Annotated in this window: 17 protein-coding genes; 8 read left to right on the top strand and 9 right to left on the bottom strand. The window is 69.0% G+C overall.

Annotated features, from left to right (window positions below; genetic code table 11):
- From ACOYJQ_RS05045 to ACOYJQ_RS05035, 3 genes are read left to right on the top strand one after another with little or no spacing between them, the layout of a single operon-like run.
- Positions 1–918, top strand: coding sequence for a DUF58 domain-containing protein (locus ACOYJQ_RS05045; protein WP_433456887.1), 918 nt, complete (start codon positions 1–3; stop codon positions 916–918).
- The gene (locus tag ACOYJQ_RS05040) at positions 918–3,782 is read left to right on the top strand and encodes a DUF4159 domain-containing protein (RefSeq protein WP_433456886.1); all 2,865 of its coding nucleotides are present in this window, start codon (positions 918–920) and stop codon (positions 3,780–3,782) included. Before ACOYJQ_RS05045 ends, ACOYJQ_RS05040 begins: the two co-directional genes overlap by 1 nt.
- Positions 3,783–3,791: 9 nt before the next feature.
- Positions 3,792–5,894, top strand: coding sequence for a hypothetical protein (locus ACOYJQ_RS05035; protein ID WP_433456884.1), 2,103 nt, complete (start codon positions 3,792–3,794; stop codon positions 5,892–5,894).
- A gap of 20 nt (positions 5,895–5,914) precedes the next feature.
- On the opposite strand, the gene ACOYJQ_RS05030 is transcribed toward ACOYJQ_RS05035, so the two are convergent.
- The gene (locus ACOYJQ_RS05030) at positions 5,915–6,430 is read right to left on the bottom strand and encodes a GNAT family N-acetyltransferase (protein ID WP_433456883.1); all 516 of its coding nucleotides are present in this window, start codon (positions 6,428–6,430) and stop codon (positions 5,915–5,917) included.
- 378 nt (positions 6,431–6,808) lie between these two features.
- On the opposite strand from ACOYJQ_RS05030, the gene ACOYJQ_RS05025 reads away from it, so the two are divergent.
- Complete coding sequence (locus ACOYJQ_RS05025; protein ID WP_433456882.1) at positions 6,809–7,732, top strand: metallophosphoesterase family protein; 924 nt, start codon at positions 6,809–6,811, stop codon at positions 7,730–7,732.
- Here the strand turns inward: ACOYJQ_RS05025 and ACOYJQ_RS05020 are convergent.
- From ACOYJQ_RS05020 to ACOYJQ_RS04985, 8 genes are all read right to left on the bottom strand, one after another.
- Complete coding sequence (locus ACOYJQ_RS05020; RefSeq protein ID WP_433456881.1) at positions 7,725–8,042, bottom strand: hypothetical protein; 318 nt, start codon at positions 8,040–8,042, stop codon at positions 7,725–7,727. The two genes, ACOYJQ_RS05025 and ACOYJQ_RS05020, sit on opposite strands and share 8 nt — an antisense overlap.
- Positions 8,026–9,135, bottom strand: a complete 1,110-nt coding sequence (locus ACOYJQ_RS05015) for an acyltransferase family protein (protein WP_433456880.1) — start codon at positions 9,133–9,135, stop codon at positions 8,026–8,028. The genes ACOYJQ_RS05020 and ACOYJQ_RS05015 overlap by 17 nt, the downstream gene beginning before the upstream one ends.
- Positions 9,135–9,929, bottom strand: a complete 795-nt coding sequence (locus ACOYJQ_RS05010; protein ID WP_433456879.1) for an ABC transporter ATP-binding protein — start codon at positions 9,927–9,929, stop codon at positions 9,135–9,137. The genes ACOYJQ_RS05015 and ACOYJQ_RS05010 overlap by 1 nt, the downstream gene beginning before the upstream one ends.
- Positions 9,926–10,828, bottom strand: coding sequence for an ABC transporter permease (locus tag ACOYJQ_RS05005; RefSeq protein ID WP_433456878.1), 903 nt, complete (start codon positions 10,826–10,828; stop codon positions 9,926–9,928). Before ACOYJQ_RS05005 ends, ACOYJQ_RS05010 begins: the two co-directional genes overlap by 4 nt.
- A gap of 103 nt (positions 10,829–10,931) precedes the next feature.
- Entirely contained in the window at positions 10,932–11,894 is a 963-nt protein-coding gene (locus tag ACOYJQ_RS05000) for an ABC transporter substrate-binding protein (RefSeq protein ID WP_433456876.1), read from the bottom strand.
- 38 nt (positions 11,895–11,932) lie between these two features.
- On the bottom strand, positions 11,933–13,243 hold the full coding sequence (gene livM, locus ACOYJQ_RS04995) for a high-affinity branched-chain amino acid ABC transporter permease LivM (RefSeq protein WP_433456874.1): 1,311 nt from the start codon (positions 13,241–13,243) through the stop codon (positions 11,933–11,935).
- A gap of 108 nt (positions 13,244–13,351) precedes the next feature.
- Complete coding sequence (locus ACOYJQ_RS04990) at positions 13,352–14,476, bottom strand: ABC transporter substrate-binding protein (protein ID WP_433456873.1); 1,125 nt, start codon at positions 14,474–14,476, stop codon at positions 13,352–13,354.
- A 58-nt stretch (positions 14,477–14,534) separates the two neighbouring features.
- Positions 14,535–15,449 carry an ABC transporter permease subunit gene (locus ACOYJQ_RS04985; RefSeq protein ID WP_433456871.1) on the bottom strand — a complete coding sequence of 305 codons (915 nt, stop codon included), beginning with the start codon at positions 15,447–15,449 and terminating at the stop codon, positions 14,535–14,537.
- A 421-nt stretch (positions 15,450–15,870) separates the two neighbouring features.
- Here ACOYJQ_RS04985 and ACOYJQ_RS04980 point away from each other — a divergent pair, with 421 nt between their 5' ends.
- From ACOYJQ_RS04980 to ACOYJQ_RS04965, 4 genes are all read left to right on the top strand, one after another.
- Complete coding sequence (locus ACOYJQ_RS04980) at positions 15,871–16,845, top strand: lysylphosphatidylglycerol synthase domain-containing protein (protein ID WP_433456870.1); 975 nt, start codon at positions 15,871–15,873, stop codon at positions 16,843–16,845.
- Between the two features lie 27 nt (positions 16,846–16,872).
- Positions 16,873–17,325 carry a DUF983 domain-containing protein gene (locus tag ACOYJQ_RS04975; protein WP_433456868.1) on the top strand — a complete coding sequence of 151 codons (453 nt, stop codon included), beginning with the start codon at positions 16,873–16,875 and terminating at the stop codon, positions 17,323–17,325.
- Between the two features lie 288 nt (positions 17,326–17,613).
- A complete protein-coding gene (locus ACOYJQ_RS04970; protein ID WP_433456867.1) occupies positions 17,614–18,084 on the top strand; it encodes a type III secretion system chaperone in 471 nt (156 codons plus the stop codon).
- 117 nt (positions 18,085–18,201) lie between these two features.
- Complete coding sequence (locus ACOYJQ_RS04965; protein ID WP_433456865.1) at positions 18,202–18,636, top strand: hypothetical protein; 435 nt, start codon at positions 18,202–18,204, stop codon at positions 18,634–18,636.
- The last annotated feature ends 50 nt before the right edge of the window (positions 18,637–18,686 follow it).

Below are 18,686 nucleotides of genomic sequence, written 5' to 3'. Positions count from 1 at the left end.
ATGGCGCGTGTGGCGATCCTGCCGGACCAGAGCCGCTTTCCCGGCCAGGGAGAGCAAGGCGCGGCGCGCGCGCTCGCCGCCCGTCTGCCGCGCCTCGTGCTGGAGGCGCGGCGGGTCGCGATCAGCCTCGCCCACGGCATCCACGGCCGGCGCAGGGCGGGACCGGGCGAGAACTTCTGGCAGTTCCGGCCCTTCATGTCGGGCGAATCCGCCGGGCGGATCGACTGGCGGCGCTCCGCCCGCGACGGCCGGCTCTATGTGCGCGAGCGCGAGTGGGAAGCGGCGCAGACCGTCGGGCTGTGGATCGACCGTTCCGTTTCCATGGCCTTCGCCTCGTCGCTCGCCGGCGCGCCGAAGGTGGAGCGCGCCATCGTGCTGGGGCTAGCGCTGGCCGATACATTGGTCGCGGCGGGCGAGCGGGTGGGCTTTCTCGGCCTGATGGCCCCGCGCGCCACGCGCCGCATCGCGGAGCAGATCGCCGGCGCGCTGGCGCACGACCATGCCGGCGCCGACCGCGACCTGCCGCCGGAAACGCCGCTCAGGCGGCGCAGCGAGCCGCTGCTGATCGGCGATTTCCTCGTGCCGCTTCCCGATATCGAACGCGCCGTCGCCTCCATCGCCGCGAACGGCGCGCGCGGCCATGTGCTGCTCGTGGTCGATCCGGCGGAGGAAACCTTTCCCTTCGACGGGCAGGCGGAACTGGAGGACCCCGAAAGCGGCGCGCGCCTGCATCTGGGCGACGCGGCGGCGTGGGGAGAGGATTACCGGCGGCGGTATCTCGCCCATCGCGAGGGGCTGCGCGCCCTCCTCGCGCGCCACGGCTTCACGCTCACGGTGCATCACACCGACAGGCCGGCGAGCGAGGCGGCGCTGAGGGTGCTCACGCTGCTCGCCAGCCGCCGCGACGGAGGCGCCTGATGCCCGGCCTCGACCTTTTCGGACTGCCGCTCGCCTTCGCCGCGCCGCTGGCGCTGCTGGCGCTCGCGGGCCTGCCGGCGCTGTGGCTGCTGCTGCGGGTGACGCCGCCCGCGCCCCGGCGCATCGCCTTTCCGCCGCTCGGCATCGCGCTCGACCTCGCGCCCCGCCGCCAGACGCCAGCGCGCACGCCGTGGTGGCTGTTGCTGCTGCGGCTGCTGATCGCGGCGCTGATCATCCTCGCCGCCGCCTGGCCGGCGTGGAACCCGCTGCCCGCCCTGCCGGGCGGCGGGCCGGTGCTGCTGCTTGTCGACAACGGCTTTTCGGCCGCCCGCGACTGGGCGGCGCGCACGGGCGCGGCGCGCGACATCCTCGCCGCCGCGAGCCGCGACGGCCGGCCCGTCGCGCTGGTGGGGCTGGCGGACGCGCCGGCGGAGATCGCACCCGGCAGCGGCGCGGAAACGACCGAGCGCCTGCGGGCCGCCGTTCCGCGCGCCCACGCGGCGGACCGCGCCGCGCATCTGCCCGCCATCGCCCGCTTTCTCGACGCGCACGCGGATGCCGCCGTCGTCTGGATCAGCGACCGGACAACGCTCGGCGCGGCCGGCGGCGGCGTGCCGGAGGGAGACGCCGCCTTCGCCGCGCGCCTCGACGCGCTGCGCGGCCAGCGCGCGCTCGCCGTGCGCGCGGACGCCTTTCCGGCTACGCTGACGCTCGCCGGCAGCCGCAACGCGCGTGACGGCCTCATGGTGACGGTGGCCCGCGCCGACGCACGCGCGCCCGCGCAGGGGCGGCTGCGGGCCGTCGATTTCAGGAGCCTGCCGCTCGGCGAAACGCCTTTCGCCTTCGACGGCGACGCGCTGACGGCGACGGCCTCCTTCGACCTGCCGATCGAGATCCGCAACGCGGTGGCGCGCATCGACATCGCCGGCGAGAATTCCGCCGGCGCGGTGACGCTCGTTGACGACCGCCAGCGCCGCCATCGCGTCGGCCTCGTTTCCGGCGCGGGCGCGGATACGGCGAGCCAGCCCCTTCTCGCGCCGACCTTCTATCTCTCTCGCGCGCTGGAGCCCTATGCGGAACTGCGCGAGCCGCGCGGCACGCTGCCCGACGTGGTCTCGCGCCTGATCGCGGAAAACGCGACGGTGATCGCGCTCACCGACATCGGCGTCATCGACCGCGAAACGGCCGCGAAGCTGGAAGCCTTCGTCGCGGAGGGCGGCGTGCTGCTGCGCTTCGCCGGCCCGCGCATGGCCAACAGCGACGAGACGCTGGTGCCGGTGCGGCTGCGGCAGGGCGAGCGCACCATCGGTGGCGCGCTCTCGTGGGACATGCCGAAGACGCTCGCGCCCTTCCCCGAAACGAGCCCGTTCCACGGGCTCGACGCGCCGCCGGAAATCACCGTGACGCGCCAGGTGCTGGCCGAGCCGGACGCCGACCTCAACCGCCGCACGTGGGCGGCATTGTCGGACGGCACGCCCATCGTCACCGCCGAGCGGCGCGGCGACGGGCATATCGTGCTGGTGCATGTCACGGCGGATGCCACATGGTCGAACCTGCCGCTGTCCGGCACGTTCGTCGACATGCTGCGCCGGATCGTCGGCATGGCCGGCCGCGACGCCGGCGCGCGGGACGAGACGGAAACCGGAACCGCCGCCGAAACCGCCTCGCCGCTGCGCACGCTGGACGGCTTCGGCGTCTTCCGCCGCCCGCCCGCCGATGCGCGGCCGGTGGCGCGCACCGGGGCGGTGCGCGCCTCGCGCGATCATCCGGCCGGCTTCTACGGCACCAACGAGGCGCCGCTCGCGCTCAACGCCCTCGCCGAGGGCGACCGGCCCGCGCCGCTCGACCTCGCGCCGGTGGCCGCCGCCGTCACGCCGCTGTCGGCGCCGCCGGGCATCGACCTGCGGCTGCCGCTGTTCCTCGCCGCTTTGCTGCTGTTCATGGCCGATACGCTCGTCAGCACCGTCATCGGCGGCCGGTGGCGCAGACGCGCGCCCATGCGGACCGGCACCGCGCTGCCCGCGCTGCTGCTGGCTGCGGCGCTTGGGACCGTAACGCTCGCCATCCTGCCCGCCCCCCGCGCGCAGGCGCAGGAGACGCTCACCGACATCGACAGGCAGGCCGCGCTGCACACCCGCCTCGCCTATGTCATCACCGGCAACGCGGAAGTGGATGAGACGAGCCGCGCCGGCCTCGCCGGGCTGGGAGAGGAACTGGCCTTCCGCACGTCCTTCGAGCCGGCCGATCCCATCGGCGTCGATCCGGCGAGCGACGAACTCGCCTTCTACCCGCTGATCTACTGGCCCATCGCCGCCGATGCGCCGGCCCCTTCCGAGACGGCGCTGCGCCGGATCGACGCCTACATGAAGGCGGGCGGGACGGTGATCTTCGACACCCGCGACGCCTGGAGCCAGGACGCCCGGAGCCAGGACGCCGGCAGCGCGCCCACGGCCGAGACGACGCGGCTGCGGCAGATGCTGGCGGGCATCGACATCCCGGAGCTGGAGCCCGTACCGCCGGACCATGTGCTCACCAAGACCTTCTTCCTGATGGATCATTTCCCGGGCCGCTACGCCACCGGCCAGACATGGGTGGAATCGCTGCCCCCCGCGCAGGAGGGCGAGCCGCGCCCGGCGCGCGGCGGCGACAACGTGTCGCCGATCATCATCACCGCCAACGACCTCGCCGCCGCCTGGGCGCTCGACGATTTCGGCAACCCGCTCTACCCCACCGTGGGCTCGAACCCGGACCAGCGCGAGATGGCCGCGCGCGGCGGCATGAACATGGTCATGTACGTGCTCACCGGCTCCTACAAGGCGGATCAGGTGCATGTGCCGGCCCTTCTCGACCGGCTCGGGCAATAGGGGACGCGAATGCTTGCGGATGCCCTTCCCATCTTCGCCTTTTCGCCCACCCTCGCCTTCTCGCCGCTGCTGCCGCCCGCGGCGCTGGCGGGACTGGCGCTGGCGGCATGCGTCGTCATGCTCGTCGCCGTCTTCGGACGCGGCCTGTGGAGCGGCCTGCTGCGGGGCGTCGCGATGGCGCTGCTCATCGGCGCGCTCGCCAATCCGGCGCTTGTCTCGGAGGAACGCGAACCGCTCAACGATATCGCCGTCGTCGTCACCGACCGCAGCGCCTCGCAGAAGCTGGGCGCGCGCGAGGCGCAGACGACCGCCGTCAGCGAGGAGGTCGCCCGGCGGCTCGCCGCCCTTCCCGGCGTGGAGGTGCGGCGCGTCGAGATGGCGGAGGGAGACGGCGGCGACGGCACGCGCCTCTTCGGCGCGCTGGCGCGCACGCTCGCCGACGTGCCGGCGGAGCGGGTCGCCGGCGCCATCCTGATCACGGACGGCGTGGTGCACGACATCCCCGCGACGGCGGGCGCGCTGGGCTTCACCGCGCCGCTGCACGCGCTCGTCACCGGCGAGCGGCAGGAACGCGACCGGCGCGTGGCGCTGGTCGACGCGCCGCGTTTCGGCATCGTCGGGCGCACCCAGACCGTGCGCGTGCTCATCGACGAGCGCGGCGGCACGGGCACCGCCCGGCTGACGGCGCGCCGCGACGGCACCTTGCTCGGATCGGTGCAGGCGCCCACCGGGCGGCCGGTGCCGCTGTCCATTCCGATCGACCACCCCGGCCCCAACGTGCTGGAGCTGGAAGTCGAGCCGCTCGCGGGCGAAATGACGGACGCCAACAACCGCGCCGTGCTGACCATCGAGGGCGTGCGCGACAAGTTGCGGGTGCTGCTGGTCTCGGGCGAGCCGCATCCGGGCGAGCGGACGTGGCGCAACCTGCTGAAATCGGACGCCAACGTCGATCTCGTGCATTTCACCATCCTGCGCCCGCCGGAGAAGCAGGACGGCACGCCGATCAACGAGCTGTCGCTCATCGCCTTTCCCACCCGCGCGCTGTTTCAGGAGCGGATCGGGGATTTCGACCTGATCATCTTCGACCGCTACGCCAATCTCACGGTGCTGCCGCCGATCTATTACGACAACATCGCCGACTACGTGCGCAACGGCGGCGCGCTGCTGCTCGCCGCCGGCCCCGAGTTTTCCGGCGCATCGAGCGTGGCGCGCACCTCGCTCGGCGCCATCCTGCCGGCGACGCCGGACGGGCGCATCCACGAGACGGATTTCCGCCCGCGCGTGACGGGCACCGGCAGCCGCCACCCGGTGACGCGCGATCTGCCCGGCGGCGCATCGAACTGGGGCATGTGGCTGCGCCAGATCGGCGCGCAGGTGCATGGCGGCGACATTCTCATGGACGGGGCCGACGCCCTGCCGCTGCTCGTTCTCTCGCGTCACGAGCGCGGGCGCATCGCGCTGCTGCTGTCGGATCACGCCTGGCTGTGGGCGCGCGGTTTTCAGGGCGGCGGGCCGCATGTCGACCTGCTGCGCCGCCTCTCGCACTGGCTGATGCGCGAACCGGCGCTGGAGGAGGAAGCGTTGCGCGCCACGGCCCGCGACGGCATCATCGCCATCGAGCGCCAGACGATGGCCGACGCGCCGCCGCCCGTCACGCTCACCGCCCCGGACGGCCGGACGCAGACCGTGACGCTCGCGCCGGTCAAGCCGGGCCTGTTTTCCGCTTCCGTCGAGAATCGCCAGCTCGGTCTCTATCGCCTGACGGACGGCACGCTTTCCGCTTTCGTCAACGCAGGGCCGGACAATCCGCGCGAACTCGCCGACGTGTTCAGCGACACCGCCCGCCTTTCGCCGCTCGCGCGGGCCACGAGCGGCTCGGTGCGGCGGGTGACGGACACGGACGGCGCACCGCCGGCCGTGCCGCGCATCGAACTCGTTCATGCGGGTTCCGCCTTCGCGGGCGACGGCTGGATCGGCCTGCGCCCGAGCGGCAGCGCGGTGGTGCGGGGCGTGCGCGAATTTCCGCTCGGCATCGGCCTCGCCGGCCTCGCGCTGATCATCTGGGCGGCGCTCGCGGCGTGGATCGTGGAAAGCCGGCGGCGCGGGGCCTGACGTTCAGAAGGGCCTGACGCTCAGGCGACGGCGGCAGCCGCCAGCGGCCGCACCGGGCCGTGCGCGGCGTCGAACGCGCCTTCGCGCAATTCGCAATAGAGAAAGCGGGCGGGATCGACCGGCCCCGGCAGGATCAGCCGGCCGGGGGGCACCACGCGAAAGCCGAATCGCCGGTAATAGGGCTCGTCGCCGACCAGCACGACAAGGCCGTGTTCCGCCTGGCGCGCCGCATCGAGCGCCGCCTGCATCAGCGCCGCGCCGATGCCGCGATCCATGAACGCCGGTTCCACCGTCAGCGGCCCCAGCACGAGGGCCGGCACCTCGCCCGCCCTTACCTGCGTCAGCCGGATGGAGCCGACGATCAACGTGCCGACATGGGCGCAGAACGACAGATCGGCCATCGGCGGCATGCCCTCGCGCAGGCGGTAGGCGGTGCGGGCGAAGCGCCCCGGTCCGAAGGCACGCTCGTGCATGCGCTCGATGGCGTCGTGATCGGCGGGGTGTTCGCGGCGAATGGTGAGTGCAAGAGAAGTCATGAAAGGCAATCGCGAAATGCGGGCAGCCGGAACGGCCGCCACGAAACAACGGACCTCGCCTTGCGCACGCGCGTCAGGCCGGCGCAAGCGAGAGATACATCACGGCGCGCATGGAAGCGCGCACGCGCGTGCATCGTCGTCGCAGGGATTGCCGGTCCATCGTCATCATCAAAACCTTTCCGAAGCGGCATCTATCATCGAAGCGGCAAACTGTCCATCGGCCTGTGACGGCCCCGGAGCGCAACCTTGACCCGCGCGACACGCGGAAGATGCCGTCCCGTCTCTTGTCAGCGCATCAAAGTTCCCCGAAAAGGCGCACACGCTCCCGGTTTGATGCTATAGGGCGCAGGAAAATGCGGGATTCTGCCCGGAGGTCTCATGCTCGTCGCGCATCTGTCGGACGCCCACATCGGCCCGCTGCCGCCCGTGCTGCTGCGCGAGCTGCTCGGCAAACGCCTGACAGGCTTCATCAACTGGAAACGCGGACGTGCGCAGGCGCACGACATGGCGCTGCTCGCGCGCATGCTGGACGATATCGCCAGCCACCGTCCCGACCACATCGCGATGACGGGCGACATCGCGAACATCGGCCTTGCCGGCGAGTTTCCGGCGGCGCGGGCGTTTCTGGAGCGGCTCGGCCCGCCCGAGCGGGTAAGCTTCGTGCCCGGCAACCACGACGCCTATGTGCCCGCCGCGCTCGCGCCGATGCAGCGGATGCTGGCGCCATGGATGACCGGCGACGGAGCGCAGGAAAACCCGTTTCCCCAAGAAAACCCGTTTCCCCGAGAAAACCCGTTTCCGTATGTGCGCCGGCGGGAAGGCGTCGCGTTCGTCGGCCTGTCGTCCGGCGTGCCGACGCTGCCCTTCCTCGCCAGCGGCACGCTGGGCGGGGCGCAGCTCGCCGCGCTCGCGGATATTCTGGCCGATCTCGGGCAAGCCGGGCTGTGCCGCATCGTGATGATCCACCATCCGCCGCATATCGGCGGGGCGAAGCCCGGACGCGGCCTGACGGATGCCGCCGGCTTCGAGCGCGCGCTCGCGCGGGCCGGCGCGGAACTCGTCCTGCACGGCCACAACCACAGGGCCTCGCTGGCGGCGATCGCAGGCCCCGGAGGCATGCAGGTGCCCGTTCTCGGCGTGCCCTCGGTCTCGGCGATCCACGGCACGCTGGATCGGCGGGCGGGATATCACCTGCTCGACATCGCCGCCGACGGCGCGCGCTCGCGCATCGCGCTGACCACGCGCGGCCACGATCCGCAAACCGGCGTCATCGCCGCCATCGACCGGCGCACGATCAGATAAGCGCCCGCCACCACAGCACAGCGTAAAAGGCGGAGGCGCCGAAGAGCGCGCCGAGCATGAACGGAAACAGCCAGTTTCCGCCCTTGGCACGGCGGGCATCTCGTCCGACGTCGCTCTTCCGCGCGTCGTCCGCGCCACCCGCCCCGGATGCGGCGGCTTCCGCCGGCGCTTTTTCCGCCGCCTTTTCCCCTTCCCCGGCGAAAACCGCGGCAGCGGGCTCTCCGGCAAGCGCCTCCCGCAGATCGACCACCGGAATGATCAATTGCGCCTTCCGCCGCGCCCTCGCAGCTTCGTCACTGTCCTCGCTCACTTTCTGCTCCCGCTGTGTTCGACAGCCGGCGGCGCAGCCAGCGCGTTACCGGCCGTTCAATCACCAGATGGACTGCGAGAGCCAGTATTACCGCAACCGACAAAGCAATGACGACATAAGTCCGGGGGTCGATATTCGCATCGGCTAGAAGCAAGCGCACGGCACGCAATGCGAAGGGATGAAAGAGGTAGAGCGCGTAGGAGGCATCGCCCAGCACCACGAACGGCCGCAAGAGGGGCGACGGCCCGCGCGCCTCGGACCCGAGAACCGCGGCCGCCACCAGCATCGCCGCCGGAACGCCCCACGCGACGGCGCGGTCGATGCCGTCCGCGGTCAGGTCGTCGTGCAGCATGCGGATCGCCATCGCCGCCAGCAGCACCCGCAGGACGACGCCCGGTCGCCAGCCGGCCTCGCGCGCGGCGACGGCGATCCAGGCGATCCACAGGCCGAAGACGAACTCCAGCACCAACGGCTCCGCCCAGAACGCCAGCGGCATGGGCAGCGCCACGAGCTGGCCGAGCCCCGCCAGCACGGCGAAGAACAGAGTCATCGCGACCGACGCCGACCGGCCGGGCAGCGCGATGGCAAGCGCGAACACAAGGTAGAACGCCATTTCGTAATTCAGCGTCCAGCCCAGCGAGAACACCGGCTGCGCCACGCCGAGACCGTTGAGATAGGGCCAGAACAGGAAGGAGGCGGCGATCTCCGCCGCATCCGGCGCGGGGCTGTTCAGCGCGCGCGGCAGCAGCAGGCCGATAGCGAGAAAGGCCGCGGTCGCCAGCCAGTAGAGCGGCACGACGCGGATGAGGCGGCGCGTCAGGAACGTGCGCGCGGCTCCCGGCGCCGCGAACAGGCGGCGGGACGAATGGACGATGATGAAACCGGAAATGACGAAGAAGATGTCGACGCCCGCCTCCCACGGCAGCGAGCGGTCGGGCGCGAAGCCGCCGGGACCGGCGAAGTGCAGGGCATCGAACTGCGCATGATGGAACACGACGAACACGGCCGCCACCGCGCGCAGCACCTGCACCAGCGCGAATCTGCGCGACGGCGCCGGCGTCTCGCGTTGCGGGCGTGGCAGGCGCAGGAACATCAGCCCACCAGCAGGCGGTCCTCCGCCAGCGCCTCGCCGCGCGCGCGGCGGAACTGATCGAGCAGGTCCTCGATGGTCAGCCCCGCGCGCTTCGCGCCCGCGACGTCGAGCAGGATACGGCCCTCGTGCAGCATCACCGTGCGCGTGCCGAAATCGAGCGCATGACGCATGGAATGCGTGACCATCAGCACCGTGAGATTGAAACGCGCCGCCAGATCGCGGGTGAGGTCGAGCACGAACTCCGCGTTGCGCGGATCGAGCGCCGCCGTATGCTCGTCGAGCAGCAGCACGCTGGAGGGCGCAAGCGTCGCCATGACGAGCGACAGCGCCTGGCGCTGGCCGCCGGACAGCGACCCCATCGGCTGATCGAGGCGATCCTCGAGCTTGAGATTCAGCTCCTCGATGCGCGCGCGGATCTGCGACAGGCGCGAGGAACGCAGCGCCGGCAGGAAGGAGCGCCGCCGCCCGCGCGAGGCGGCGAGCGCGAGATTTTCCGCGATCGACAGATTGCCGCAACTGCCCGCGAGCGGGTCCTGAAACACACGCGCGACATGGCGCGAACGCGCTTCCGCCGGCACGCGGGTGACATCGTTGCCCGCAAGCAGCACCCGGCCGGAAGTGGGCCACACGTCGCCCGCGATGGCGCCGAGCAGCGTCGATTTGCCCGCGCCGTTCGAGCCGATGACGGACAGGAACTCGCCTTCGCCCAGCCGCAGCGAAACGCCGCGCAACGCCGTGCGCTCCAGCGGCGTGCCGGGATTGAACGTGACGACGAGATCGCGCACCTCGATCATGACGACGCCCCCGTGCGCAGCTTGCCGCGCACCTTGCCGCGCAGTTTCGGCAGCACCAGCGCCACCAGCACCAGCAGCGCCGTCGCGAGATTGAGATCGGACGCCTGAAGCCCGAGCATGTCGATGGACAACGCCGTCTGCACCGCGAGGCGGTAGATCACCGCCCCGACCACGCAGCCGATGAGCGCCCAGAAAATGCGCCGGCCGGGAATGAACGTCTCGCCCACGATCACCGCCGCCAGACCGACGACGATGGTGCCGACGCCCGCGGTGACATCGGCGAAACCGTTGGTCTGCGCGAACAGCGCCCCGGCAAGCCCCACCAGCGCGTTGGACAGCATGACGCCGGCGATGACCTGCACGCCCGTGCGCACGCCCTGGGCGCGGGCCATGCGCGGATTCGCACCTGTCGCGCGCATGGCGAGCCCCGCCTCCGAACGCAGGAACGCCGCCACGAGCGCGACTGCGATCAGCACCACCACGGCGAGGAACAGCGGCCGCACATATTCGTCCGCCAGCACGCCGCCGAGCCAGGGCGTCAGCACCGTCGCTTCCGTGAGCAGCGCCACGTTCGGCCGGCCCATGATCCGCAGGTTGACGGAAAAAAGCGCGATCATGGTCAGGATCGACGCCAGCAGATGCAGCACGCCGAAGCGCACCGTCACGAAGGCGGTGACAAAGCCGGCAAGCGCGCCGGCCACGACGCCGGCCGCCGTCGCCAGCCACGGATCGACGCCTGAGACGAGCATGACGGCGGTGACGGCCGCCCCCAGCGGGAAGGAGCCATCGACGGTGAGGTCGGGAAAATCGAGCACGCGGAACGACAGATAAACGCCCACCCCGACGAGCGCATAGATCAGTCCGAGTTCGATGGCGCCCAGCAGGGCGATACTGCTCATGATTCTGCGAACACCTGCACGAAAAACAAGGATCGGCGTGCGAAAGCACGCCGATGCCGCGTTGTCAATTTCATTTGCCCGATCGTCGGCGAAAGCCGCGGCGTCAGTCGACCACCTTGACCGCGCGCGCCAGCGCCGCTTCCGGCAGGGTAACGCCGATTTTCGCCGCCACGCCCTTGTTCAGATAGAGATCGGTGCCCTGCGCGAATCGCACCGGCAGATCGCCGGGCTTTTCGCCCTTGAGGATACGCGCCGCCAGTTCGCCGGTCTGCTCGCCGACCTGCCTGTAGTTGAAGCCCACCGAAGCCAGCGCGCCGCGCGCCACGCTGTCGGTATCCGCCGCATAGAGCGGGATCTTCGCCGCGACGAGCGCGCCGGACACCGCTTCGAGCGCGGAAACGACCGTGTTGTCGGTGGGCACGAAGGCCGCATCCGCCTTGCCGACCAGCGAGCGCGCCGCGCCCTGCACTTCCGCCGTCTTCGTCGCCGGGGCCTCGACCACCGTCAGGCCGACCTTTTCCGCCGCTTCCTTCAGCTCCCGCACAGACGTCACCGAATTGGGCTCGCCGGGATTGAACAGCACGCCGACGGTCTTCACATCCGGCGTCAGCTCGCGAATCAGCGCCACCTGATCATCGATCGGCGCACGGTCCGACACGCCGGTGACGTTGCCGCCGGGCTTCTCCGCCGAAGCCACGAGCTGCGCACCGACCGGATCCGTCACGGCGCTGAACACCACCGGGATGGTCTTCGTCGCCGCCGCCAACGCCTGCGCGGAAGGCGTGGAAATGCCGATCACCACCGCCGGCCGCTCGCCCACGAACTTGCGGGCGATCTGCACCGCCGTCGCCGGCTGGCCCTGCGCGCTCTCGAAAACGACCGCGATTTCCTTGCCGTCGTTGAAGCCGGCCTTCGCCAGCGCCGCGACCGCGCCTTCGTGCACGGCGTTGAGCGCCGGGTGATCGACGATCGCCGTGATGGCGACCTTCTGCGCCTGCGCGAGCGCCGGCGCGGCGACACCGCCAGCGAGCAACAGGGCGGCGGCGCCCCACACAATCCTTCTCATCTTCAACCCCCGTCCCTCGTTGTCAAATCCGTTGCCGCTCATGCGCCGCCGAGCCGGACGCTGGGCGCGCGCGTGCCGATGATGCCGCGAGGACGCCAGACCATCAGCAGAACCATGGCGGCCCCGAACATCAGCATGCGGAACTGCGCCAGATCGCGCGAGAACTCCGGTATGGCGATGACCGCGATCGCGGCGATGACCACACCCGTCTGGCTGCCGAGGCCCCCGAGCACGACGATCATCAGCACCAGCGCCGATTCCCAGAAGGTGAAGCTTTCGGGACTCACCAGCCCCTGCCGCGCGGCGAAGAACGTGCCCGCGAAACCGCCGAACATCGCGCCGATGGCGAAGGCCGACAGCTTCACGCGCGTCACGTTGAGGCCCAGCGACCGGCAGGCGATCTCGTCCTCGCGCAGCGCCTCCCACGCCCGCCCGATGGGCAGCCGGCGCAGCCGCATGGAGACGAAAGCGGTGATCAGCACCAGCACGAAGATCACATAATAAAGGAATACGACGCGATGGATCGGCGCATAGGCGATGCCGAAAAGCTCGTGGAAGGCGGTGCCCCCTTCCGGCGCCCGGCTGGCGAAGGGAAACCCGAAGAAGGTCAGGCGCGGAATGCCGCCCACGCCGTTCGGCCCGCCGGTCAGCGCATCGAAATTGATCAGCACCACGCGGATGATCTCGCCGAACCCCAGCGTGACGATGGCGAGATAGTCGCCGCGCAGCCGCAATACCGGAAAACCGAGCAGGATGCCGAAAAACGCCGCCAGAATCCCGGCGAGCGGCAGGCAGATCCAGAACGACATGCCGTATGTCGTGGACAGCAGCGCGAAAGCATAGGCGCCCACGGCGTAGAAGGCGACATAGCCGAGATCGAGCAGCCCCGCGAGGCCGACGACGATGTTCAGCCCCAGCCCGAGCATGACGTAGATCAGCACCGTCGTCGCGGTGTCGATGATATAGCGGTCGGCGATCGGCAACACCGGCAGCACCAGCGCCACGAGGCCGAACGCCAGCCCGAGATGCGCCGAAGTCACGCCCGAGCCCAGCCGCGCCGCCGCCCCGCCGGCCGGCGCGCGCCCCGCGCCCAGCACGCGGCCGAACCACGGGCGCGAGAGGGCGACGGCGAAGCGGCCGAAAAACGTCGTCAGCGCCGCGATCGCCACCCAGTCGAAACGATAGTCGATGGCGATGCCGCCGCCCGTCTGGTTCTCAAGCTCGAACCCGACCAGCGGCAGCGCGAGACCCACCATGACGATGCCGGCGACAAGCGCCTCGCGCAGCGCCGCGACGAGAAGCGGACGATCCTGCGGATCGCGGGTATCACGGGCGGCGGCGAGGCTCATGCGTCGTTCTTCCGGTAACTGTTGTCGTTATGCAGATCATGCTTGCGATGCTGCGTCACGGCGCTTCCGCCCGCAAGCGGACGAAAGCGCCCGGTGTCGACGATGCGATCAGAGCTGCGTCGGCGCGTATTTGCCGTCCTTCCACTCGAAGACGACATATTCGGGATCGACCAGATCGCCCTTGGCGTCGAAGCGGAAGGTGCCGACGATGGTATCGAAGCTGCCGGATTTCAGCGTTTCCGCCACCTTCTCGGGGTCCTTGCCCGCCTCGGCGATGGCCTTGGCCAGCGTCTGCGCGGCGGCGTAGTAGTAGAAGGCGAAGTTATCCGGCTCGCCGCCTTTCTTCAGCTCCGCATAGGCTTCCTGCGCGGCGGGCTTGTCCTTGACATCGGCGGAGAAGGTGAACAGCGTGCCGGCACCGCCCTCGCCCGCGACCGACCAGAATTCGTTCGCGGCAAGGCCATCCGCGCCGATGAAGCGCGTGTCGAGGCCGGCCTGGCGGGCCTGGCGGACGATCAGGCCGAGTTCGGTGTGATAGCCGCCGAAGTAGACGATATCGACCTTCTCGTCCTTCAGCCGGCTGACCAGAGCCGAATAATCGCGCTCGCCGGCGTTGATGGTGCCGACATACACGGGCTTGATGCCGGCGGCCTCCAGCACCTTGCCGGCCTCGCGCGCGAGGCCCTGCCCGTAGACCTGCTTGTCGTCGACGATGGCGATGCGCTTGTCCTTGAACTTCTCGACGATGAACTTGCCGCCCACGGAGCCCTGCTGGTCGTCGCGGCCGTTGGCGCGGAAGACGAGCGGATAGCCGCGCTCGGTGAGGCCGGGCGCGGTGGCGGAGGCGGTGAGCATCAGCACGCCCTCGTCGTTGTAGACGTCGGAAGCGGCGATCGACGCGCCGGAGCACAGATGGCCCAACACGAACTTGACACCGCGCGACACCACCTGATTGGCGGCGGAAACGGCGTTCTTCGGGTCGCACTGGTCATCGGCGATTTGCAGGTCGATCTTCTCGCCGTTGATGCCGCCCTGCGCGTTGATGGCCGCGACGGCGGTTTCCGCGCCGAGCCTGGCCTGCGCGCCGAGCGCCGCGATCTGCCCGCCGGTGGCGGGAATGCCGAGCGCGATGGTCACGTCGGCCCGCGCGGCGGAAGCCCCCGCGAGAAGCGCCAGCACGCCGACGCCGATCAGAGCTTTCCCAACAGAAGCCTTTTTCGCTGACAGTTTCATTGTCTTTCTCCCGATTCGTGTCTGGATCACGATTGACGCTGGACGCATGCGAAGGCCGTCAGACCTTCTCGACAACGGCGCGGCCGAGCAGGCCGGTCGGCCGGAACAGAAGCACGAGCACAAGAATGGCGAACACCGCGACGTCCTTGTATTCGGCCGTCGCATAGCCCGCCCAGAATACCTCTATCAGCCCGATCAGCAATCCGCCGAGCATCGCGCCCGGCAGGGAACCGATGCCGCCGAGCACCGCCGCCGTAAACGCCTTCAGCCCCGCGAGAAAGCCGATGAAGAAATCGATCGAGCCATAGTAGACCGTATAGAGCACCCCCGCCACCGCCGCGAGCGCCGCGCCCGACACGAAGGTGAGCGATATGACGCGATCGACATTGATGCCGAGCAATTTCGCCATCTTCTGATCCTGCTCGCAGGCGCGCTGCGCGCGGCCGAAGCTGGTGCGCGCGACGAGCAGGCTGAAGGCGATCATCAGCGCCACCGTCACCGCGATGATCACGATGCGCACGACCGCGATCTCGACCGGCTGGCCATCGAGTTCGCCGAGCGTGATGCGGCCGGAAATCATCGGCGCGAGCGATTTTTGCCCGGCTCCCTGCACGAGCTGCACGAAACTCTGCAACAGGATCGACATGCCGATGGCGGAAATGAGCGGCGCGAGGCGCATGGCCCCGCGCAGCGGCCGGTAGGCGATGCGCTCGACCACATAACCCCAGAGGGCCGTGAACGCCGCCGACAGAACGAGCGTGATCAGGATGGCCACCGGCACCGACGCGATGCCCAGTTGGGCCAGCAGCAGCAGGACGATCAGCGAGATGAACGCACCGATCATGAACAGTTCGCCGTGCGCGAAGTTGATCATGCCGATGATGCCGTAAACCATCGTATAGCCGATCGCGATCAGGCCATATACCGCGCCGAGCGTCAGCCCGTTGACAAACTGGTCGACAAAATAAGCCAAGAGAGCTTACCCCCTGAATGACACGATGACGCAATGCGCCGTTTCGTGCCATACGTTCCGAATTATTGCGCGCGCCGGCCGCCGGACATCGCGCTTCTTATGCGCTTCCTGCATGGATACGCTGCCGCCGCCGCCTCGGCAAGCTCCGGGAGGCTCCCAGGCGACGGAAATGCGCCGCGGGCGGCGGCCGCGGCCCTCTTTTCCCCAGCCGTCGCGAAACGCGCGCCGCGCACCACGCGACCGATTCCGCTTGCGATGCGCGCGCGCGTCGGGCACAGATGACCTGCGACGCATCCGGCGCACTCCTCCGGCCGCTGCCGGTTTTCGCCCTGCCCTGCCCTCGATCCGTGACGACGCCCCGTTCTGCGATGCCGGCGGCCCCGCCGGAACGCGCAGCCGGGAAGGAGATATCAGAAAGCCGATGAAGAAGAAGCTTGAGTATGTTTGGCCCGTGATCGGCCTCCTTGCCGTCGTCTTTTCCTTCTGGCTCCTGTACAAGGAACTGAAGGACATTTCGGCGAGCGAGGTGTGGAACAGCGTCACCGGCATCGGCACGGACCGGTGGGCGCTGTGCGTGCTGGCGACCTTCGTCGCCTACGCGGCATTGGCGTGGTACGACCGCATCGCGCTGTTGCATCTCGGGCGCAAGATCTCCTGGATCGTGGTGTCGCTGGTTTCGTTCACGACCTATGCGCTGTCGCACAACATCGGCGCGTCGGTGCTTTCGGGGGCGATGGTGCGTTTTCGCGCCTACGGCAGCATGGGGCTCAGCCTCGCCGAAGTCGGCATGCTGGTCGCGCTGTGCTCCTTCACCTTCGCGCTCGGCACGGTGCTGATCGGGGGCGTCGTGCTGGTGTTCGAGCCGGAAATCCTGCTGCGGTTCATCGAGGTGCCGGAATGGGCGGCGCGCACCGCGGGCGGCGGCCTGCTCGCCCTCGTCGCCCTCTACGTGCTCGGCTCGTGGAGGGAGTTCAGGCCGCTGCGGATCGGCAAGTTCGCCGTCTATTATCCGCGCCTGCCGATCACCGTGCGCCAGTTGTTCGCCGCGCCGCTCGAACTGCTCGGCGCCGCGGCCATCATCTATTTCGCGCTGCCCGAAGCCGGCAATCCCGGCTATTTCGTCGTGCTCGGCGTCTTCGTCGTCTCATTCTCCCTCGCGCTGATCTCCCACGCGCCCGGCGGGCTCGGCGTGCTGGAGTTCGCGTTTCTGAACGCCATGGCGAGCGAGCATCTCTCGCAGGCCGACATACTCGCCGCGCTGCTCGTGTTCCGGCTGCTCTATCTCGTGCTGCCGCTTGCATTCGCGATCATCGTGGTGATCCTGTTCGAGCGCTCTCGCCTCGCCCGCACGCTGCACGGCGACACCGGCGCGAACGGGGCCGACAAGGCCGTCTGACGTCCGACGATTACGGGAGATGCCGCCATGACGACACGATACGATACGCCTGAAACGGGCGAAAGCGCCTTCCGGCTCGGCCTGCGCGGACGCTGTCCGCGCTGCGGCGAGGGACGTCTGTTCAAGGGATATCTGACCCTCGCCCCGCGCTGCGACGTCTGCGGACTGGACTATTCCTTCGCCGACCCGGCGGACGGGCCGGCCTTCTTCGCCATGTGGATCGGCAGCATCCCCGCGCTTGCGGTCGGCATCTGGCTGGAGATGACTTTCGGCGCTCCGCTGTGGGTGCACTTCGTGACCACCTTCCCGCTCATCCTTATCGGATGCCTCGCCGTGTTGCGGCCGGCGAAGGGCTGGCTCGTCTGTTCGCAGTACAGGCACAAGGCGGAGGAAGCCCGGTTCGAAGCCGCGCGCGGCAAGACGCAAGCCGGCCGCGAGGGAGGCGCAAGCGCCGCATCCGATCCCGAAGAGCCGGCCTGACCGCACCCCACCCGACAAAATGCAAATAATACTTATCGACACGACACCGAAAAAGAAAAAACACAAGCATACAATATGCTGTGATCTCGCTTCTCTGCATATAAAAATTATTACTGAATTACAGTTCATATTCATACATCAATACAGATGCAACATTCTTGAACTAAAATAGGCCACATAAGAGGAATATATTTTGACATTTCTTGCACATGAAGTAATATAATGTAGCCCGGCGTTCGGACATAATCTTTCCGGGTGCATTGTCGCTGTTCGATGGAGAGTAAGTGAATGTCGACCTTGGCTGATCCTCAATTTCTGTTCTCGGAGTTCGGTCGCAAGCTGGGGATCCCCGAACTGGCGCTGGACGAGAACAATGCCGTCCGCCTCAGCTTCGACAATGTCATCGTCGACGCGCAATACGACCCCGAGAAGAAGCATCTCATCCTTCTGTCCGTCATCGGCGAGTTTCCGGCGGCGGCGGGCACCGACATCTACGCCAATCTGCTCGAGGTCAATCTCGCGGGGCTTCTCGTCGGATCGGGCGGCATCGGTTTCGACAGGCAGGACAACCGGCTGATCTACGTCGATCACCTGTCGTTCGAAGGTCTGTCGCAGGATGCTTTCGAGGAATTCTTCCGCCGCTCCGTCAATGTCGCGGAAGCGTGGCAGCAGTTGATCGCCTCGCCGGAGTTCTCGGCCGGCGGCTCCTCGACGGAAGCGAAGCTCGCCGGCGAGCAGTTCGCCTCCCTGCGCGTGTGATCCCGGCGCTACGCCCTGCGCCGCATCGTTTGCGCGCGGCGCCTTGCACCTGTCGTCTTTCGCCCTGTATCCTGCGCCACGAACGTGTCTTGCGCCGCGGGATGCAAGGAGAAAGACATGCGAGTCGCCGATCGCCTTTCCGCCGATCGCTTTCCCATGCCGCTGAAGTGGCGGCGGGCCCTCGTCCCTGCCGGTTTGGCGGCCGCTTTTCTCTGCGTTGCGCCGCCTGCCCGCGCCGCGCCGCCGGATGAAGTGAGCATGTTGCGCCATATCGGCCCGGCGCTCATGGCCTGCTGGAAACCGCCGCGCGGCACGGAAGGGCTCACGGCAACCGCGCGTTTCAGTTTCCGCAGCGACGGCTCGCTGATGGGGCCGCCGCGCATCACCTTTGCACGGCTTGGCGACCGCGATGCACGGGCGCGGGAGTTCCTGCATTCCATCGCGGACGCCTTCAGCGACTGCACGCCGCTGAAGTTCACGCCTTCCTTCGGCCGTTCCGTTGCGGGGCGCATCTTCACGATGCGCTTCATCCCCGCCGCCGAGCGGGCCTGAGGCGATGTCCGGGACAGCGGCGCGCCGCGTCCCGGACGAAAAAAGCCGCA

This window comes from Pseudochelatococcus sp. (assembly GCF_050946405.1).
In the GTDB taxonomy this organism is placed as follows: Bacteria; Pseudomonadota; Alphaproteobacteria; order Rhizobiales; family Beijerinckiaceae; genus Pseudochelatococcus.
The sequence above is the reverse complement of the archived record's forward strand: the minus strand, read 5'-3'. Positions and strand labels throughout refer to the sequence as shown.